We start from the raw sequence: 1,556 nt of genomic DNA, 5'->3' as shown, positions 1-1,556 counted from the left end.
TTGGCGTTGCCCGCGAAGCTTGGGAGAGCGCCGGCTATCAGGTGCAGGGGCTGGCGCTGTCCGGCATCGCCGCCGAGAATCTGGAGAGCGGCTCAGGCATCGCGTCGCGCACCATCGCCAGCATGGAGCATCAATGGGCGCAGGGGCGCGAACTGCTGACCGACAGGTCGATCCTCGTCATCGACGAAGCCGGCATGATCGGCTCGCGTCAGATGGAGCGGGTGATTGCCGAAGCCGAAAAGCGCCACGCCAAGGTGGTGCTGATCGGCGACCCCGAACAGTTGCAGGCGATCGAAGCCGGCGCAGCATTCCGCTCGGTAGCCGAACGGCATGGCGCGATCGAGATCACCGACATTCGCCGGCAGCGCGAAGACTGGCAGCGGTTGGCGACGCGGCAGCTCGCTACCGGCCGCACGGCCGAGGCGCTGGAGGCCTATGCCCAAGCCGGCATGGTCGTCGACTCCGAGACGCGAGTCGAAGCCAGATCGGCGCTGATCGAGCGCTGGGATCGCGAGCGAAACGCCGATCCGGCGACCTCGCGCATGATTCTGACCCACACCAACCAGGAATGCGATGAACTGAATGCGCAGGCCCGGGATGCGATGAAACGCAGTGGGGCATTAGATGCTGATGTTGCTGTCGAAACCACGCACGGAGAACGCTTGTTCGGGGCTGGCGACAGGGTCATGTTCCTACGCAACGAACGCAGCCTCGGTGTGAAGAATGGCAGTCTCGGCACCATCGAACAGGTCGATCATGCCCGCATGGCGGTGCGGCTCGACGATGGTCGCCGGGTCGCCTTCGACCACAAGAACTATGGCGACGTCGCCCATGGCTATGCCGCTACGATCCACAAGGCGCAGGGTGTCACCGTCGACCGGGTGCACGTGCTGGCGACGCCGGGACTGGACCGGCACGCCGCTTATGTCGCGCTGTCGCGCCACCGCGATGCCGTGCAGCTCCATTATGGTCGTGATGATTTCGCCGACCAGGGCAAGCTTGCCCGCACGCTGTCGCGCGATCGGCCGAAGGACAATGCGCTCGACTATGATGCTGCTGCCGACCGCTTCGCTTCGCGGCGCGGCGTCGAACGGTCGCGCATCCTCGATACGCTTGCAAGGGAGCCGCTCGCCGAACCCCAGCGTAGCGCGCTTGCACCAGCACGGCGCCGCGGCATGTTCGACGGATTGCGGCTGTCCATCCCCGAGCCCGAACGTGCGCCAACCAAGCTGCGCTTCAATGGGCTCAAGCTATCGATGCCGGCGACTGCGCCCGAGGCATCCGCAACCCAGAAGCTGGAGCGGGCGGTCGAAGGCTATGCGCGTGCCCTGCAGGATGCAGGCCGCATGACCGGCCAGGGCCGTGCGCCGCTCGAAGTGCAGAAGGCGGCGCTTGCGCGCGCCGCTGAGGTGATCAACGCGCTGCATCCCCACGCCGCACACGATCTCGATATGGCGTTCGAACGAACGCCGGGACTGGTCAGCGAAGCGGCCAATGGCCGCACCGCCAACGCCATTCGCCAGATGCAGCTGGAGGCGGAGGTGCGCACCAATCCC

The 1,556-nt window shown here is 66.1% G+C and carries 1 protein-coding gene; it reads left to right on the top strand.

Translation table 11 applies throughout. The features are described from left to right. Positions 1 to 1,556: AAA family ATPase (locus SAZ01S_RS23190; protein WP_167693252.1), on the top strand; the 1,556-nt coding region annotated here is incomplete at both ends.

Source organism: Sphingomonas azotifigens NBRC 15497 (genome assembly GCF_002091475.1).
GTDB lineage: Bacteria > Pseudomonadota > Alphaproteobacteria > Sphingomonadales > Sphingomonadaceae > Sphingomonas > Sphingomonas azotifigens.
Note: the sequence above shows the minus strand (reverse complement) of the source record. Positions and strands in the feature narration are given on the sequence as shown.